This is a genomic window from Limnohabitans sp., assembly GCF_031538885.1.
GTDB lineage: Bacteria > Pseudomonadota > Gammaproteobacteria > Burkholderiales > Burkholderiaceae_C > Limnohabitans.
The window spans coordinates 1-4,242 of record NZ_JAVKLW010000050.1; the positions used below are offsets into that span (position 1 = coordinate 1).

The 4,242-nt window shown below is 56.4% G+C and carries 3 protein-coding genes; 2 read left to right on the forward strand and 1 reads right to left on the reverse strand.

The window, feature by feature from the left end:
• Positions 1-161: 161 nt before the first annotated feature.
• The gene (gene coaBC / locus RMS03_RS03185) at positions 162-1,379 is read right to left on the reverse strand and encodes a bifunctional phosphopantothenoylcysteine decarboxylase/phosphopantothenate--cysteine ligase CoaBC (RefSeq protein WP_310625661.1); all 1,218 of its coding nucleotides are present in this window, start codon (positions 1,377-1,379) and stop codon (positions 162-164) included.
• A gap of 68 nt (positions 1,380-1,447) precedes the next feature.
• On the opposite strand from coaBC, the gene RMS03_RS03190 reads away from it, so the two are divergent.
• Together RMS03_RS03190 and kdsA are read left to right on the forward strand one after the other, a co-directional pair.
• Complete coding sequence (locus RMS03_RS03190) at positions 1,448-3,094, forward strand: CTP synthase (RefSeq protein WP_310625662.1); 1,647 nt, start codon at positions 1,448-1,450, stop codon at positions 3,092-3,094.
• A gap of 13 nt (positions 3,095-3,107) precedes the next feature.
• Positions 3,108-3,962, forward strand: a complete 855-nt coding sequence (kdsA, locus tag RMS03_RS03195) for a 3-deoxy-8-phosphooctulonate synthase (protein ID WP_310625663.1) — start codon at positions 3,108-3,110, stop codon at positions 3,960-3,962.
• Positions 3,963-4,242: the final 280 nt, after the last annotated feature.

The following is a 4,242-nucleotide window of genomic DNA, read 5'->3' on the forward strand; positions in this document are numbered from 1 at the left end:
CGTTCTTCTCGGCTGAGGTGCTTGTACATTGGGCAACTTCGACTTGGCGGTTAAAGCGGCCATGATGCTCTCGCATCCTCAGCCACCTATAACCAGTTCATCTTTGTTGCACTTCGTCCTTGAATCCGCCAAATTTAAAAGTCAGGGTTTGTCGGGCTGAGTCAGGCAGTACGCAAACGACGCGCAATCTCGCCCACCAACTGACGCGCCAACGTGAGCTTGCTGGCATGTGGCAATTCTTGGCAGCCTTGGGCATCGACCAACAACAAGGCGTTGTCGTCCAGCCCAAAGGTGGCAGGGCCAATATTGCCCACTAACAGCGGCACACCTTTGCGTTCGCGCTTGGCCGTGGCGTGCTGAAGCAAATCATGGCTTTCAGCGGCAAAACCCACGCAGTACAAAGCACCGCTTTTCGCGCGAGCGGATTGGGCCACACCCGCCAAGATGTCTGGGTTTTCGACCAAGTTCAGTGGCGGTATTTGGCCTGAGCCATCTTTTTTGATTTTTTGTTCTGCCGCATCCGCTATCCGCCAGTCGGCGACAGCGGCCGTGGCCACGAACACAGACGCAGCATCCACGTGTTTTGCCACCGCTGCTTGCATCTCTAAGGCCGAGCGCACATCCACGCGCTGCACACCGCGAGGCGTAGGCAAGTGCACGGGGCCAGCCACCAAGGTCACCTCAGCGCCCGCTTCACGCGCTGCACGGGCAATCGAGAAGCCCATCTTGCCGCTGGACAAATTGGTGATGCCACGCACGGGGTCCATCGCTTCGTAGGTGGGGCCAGCAGTCACCAACAGGTGCTGACCTGCCAAGACCTTGGGCTGAAAGAACGCCATCAAGTCTTCCAAAATTTCTTCCGGCTCGAGCATGCGGCCGTCGCCCGTTTCGCCGCAGGCTTGTTCACCCTGCCCCACATCCAACACATGTGCGCCATCTGCGGTGAGCTGCGCCATGTTGCGCTGCGTGGCGGGGTGCTGCCACATCTCGCGGTTCATGGCGGGGGCCAAAACCAGAGGCACACGCTCGATGGGGCGAGCCAAGCACATCAGACTGAGCAAATCGTCGGCACGACCGTGCAGCAGTTTGGCCATGAAGTCAGCGCTGGCGGGGGCCACCACAATGGCATCAGCCTCGCGACTCAAATTGATGTGGGCCATATTGTTGGGCTCGCGGGCATCCCATTGCGAGACATACACGGTTCGGTTGGACAAGGTTTGCAGCGTGACAGGTGTGATGAACTGGGCGGCCGCCTCGGTCATCACCACTTGAACCGTGGCCCCAGCCTTCACCAAGGCACGGCAGAGCTCAGCCGCTTTGTAGCAAGCGATGCCGCCACTCAAACCTAAAACAATGTGTTTATTAGACAGATCAGACATGGCTCGCAATGTAGCAGAGCGCCTATAATTTCGATTTCCACCTACCGGGAGACAGTTCCCGATCTGGCATGACCCAATTTGTATTCGTCACCGGCGGCGTTGTTTCTTCCCTCGGCAAGGGAATTGCAGCCGCCTCACTCGCCGCCCTGCTTGAATCTCGCGGCCTCAAAGTCACCCTCATCAAGCTAGACCCCTACATCAACGTAGACCCAGGCACCATGTCGCCTTTTCAGCACGGCGAGGTGTTTGTCACCGAAGACGGCGCAGAAACCGACCTCGATTTAGGCCACTATGAGCGCTTCATCACGACGCGCATGAAAAAGGCCAACAACTTCACCACCGGTCAGATTTACCAAAGCGTGCTCGACAAAGAACGTCGCGGCGACTATTTGGGCAAGACAGTGCAAGTCATCCCGCACATCACCAACGAAATTCAAGAGTTCATCAAACGCGGCGCAGCGTTCGAAACGCCTGAAGCCGTGGACGTGGCCATTGTCGAAATCGGTGGCACCGTGGGTGACATCGAATCCCTCCCCTTCCTCGAAGCCGCGCGTCAAATGAACTTGAAGCTCGGCCCCAACAACACCGCATTTGTCCACCTGAGCTATGTGCCTTGGATTGCGGCGGCGGGTGAACTCAAAACCAAACCCACCCAGCACACCGCTCAAAAGCTGCGCGAAATCGGCATTCAAGCCGACGCCCTGCTGTGCCGTGCAGACCGCCCCATCCCCGAAGAAGAGCGCCAAAAAATCAGCCTCTTCTCGAACGTACCTGAGTGGGGCGTGATCTCCATGTGGGACGTGGACACCATCTACAAAGTGCCACGCATGTTGCACGAGCAAGGACTGGACCGTTTGGTGTGCGAGAAGCTGCGCATCAACGCCAAAGCAGCCAACTTGCAGCGTTGGGACGACTTGGTCCACGAAGTGGCCAACCCCAAAGAAGAAGTCTCCATCGCGATGGTGGGCAAGTATGTCGACCTGTCTGACAGCTACAAATCCCTCAACGAAGCTTTGCGCCACGCGGGCATGAAGAACCATGCACGGGTGAAGATCGAGTATGTCGACTCCGAACTCATCACGCCTGAGAACGTCAACCAGCTTGGCAAATTCGACGCTATCCTCGTACCCGGCGGCTTTGGCATTCGTGGTGTGGAAGGCAAGATTTCATCGGCCCAATTTGCCCGTGAAAACAAAGTACCCTACCTCGGCATCTGCTTGGGCATGCAAGTCGCCACCATCGAATACGCACGCCACATGGCTGGCCTCACAGACGCCAACAGCACCGAGTTTGTGCCCGACAGCCCCAACCCCGTCATCGCCCTCATCAACGAGTGGAAAGACGCGGACGGCAGCATCCAAACCCGTACCGCCAGCTCCAACCTCGGCGGCACCATGCGCTTGGGCGCACAAAGCTCAGACGTAGCAGCCGGCACCTTGGCCCACAAGATTTACGGCGACGTGGTGACTGAGCGTCACCGCCACCGCTATGAAGCCAATGTGAACTACCTCGACACGCTTCGCAACGCAGGGTTGGTGATTTCTGCGCTCACCCAACGCGAGCAACTCACCGAAATCGTCGAGCTCCCACAAACCGTTCACCCTTGGTACATGGGCGTGCAGTTCCACCCTGAATTCAAATCCACCCCTTGGGACGGCCACCCTTTGTTCAACGCCTTCGTCAAAGCGGCGCTGGAACACAAAGCCAAAGCTTAAAACGGGACACACCATGAAACTTTGCGGATTCGACGTTGGCCTGAACAAACCTTTCTTTTTGATCGCAGGCACTTGCTCCATCGAAGGCTTGGAAATGTCGATGGACGTCGCAGGTCAGCTCAAAGAAATCTGCTCAGGCTTGGGCATTCCTTTGATCTACAAAGGCTCGTTCGACAAAGCAAACCGTTCATCTGGCAGCACCAAACGCGGCGTGGGCATCGATGCCGGTTTGAAAATTCTGGACGAGGTGCGCCGCCAACTTCACTTGCCCATCCTCACCGATGTGCATGACGAATCCCAAGTCAAAACTGTGGCCAGCGTGGTCGACGTGCTGCAAACGCCTGCCTTCTTGTGCCGCCAAACCGACTTCATCCGTGCCGTGGCCCAATCAGGCAAACCCGTCAACATCAAAAAGGGCCAATTTTTGGCCCCTTGGGATATGAAAAACGTCATCGACAAAGCGCGTGACGCCGCCCGCGAAGCGGGCCTACCCGAAGACAACTTCTTGGCCTGCGAACGCGGCGTGAGCTTTGGCTACAACAACCTCGTGGCCGATATGACCAGCTTGGCCGAAATGCGCAAATCCGGCGCACCCGTGGTCTTTGACGTGACCCACTCGGTGCAAAAGCCAGGCGGCCAAGGCACCGTCAGTGGTGGTGCGCGTGACATGGTGCCCGTATTGGCCCGTGCAGGTGTGGCCGTCGGCGTGGCGGGCTTGTTCATGGAAACCCACCCTTGCCCCTCAGAGGCTTGGTCGGATGGCCCCAACGCCGTGCCCTTGAACAAGATGAAAGCTTTGCTAGAGACCTTGGTCGAGCTCGATGCCGTGACCAAAAAACACTCTTTCTTAGAAAACAACTTTAACTAATGTCGACTCTTATTTCGAAAGTGGATCAAATCCACAAAAAGCATAGCTGGATATTCACAATTGGTTCGTGGCTAATATACGGCGGCATTGCTTCGATAGTGACATTTTGCGGTTTAAAAGATATCCCAAGCGATATTAAAGAGGCGGATTCAAGGACGAAGTGCAACAAAGATGAACTGGTTATAGGTGGCTGAGGATGCGAGAGCATCATGGCCGCTTTAACCGCCAAGTCGAAGTTGCCCAATGTACAAGCACCTCAGCCGAGAAGAACGATACCAAA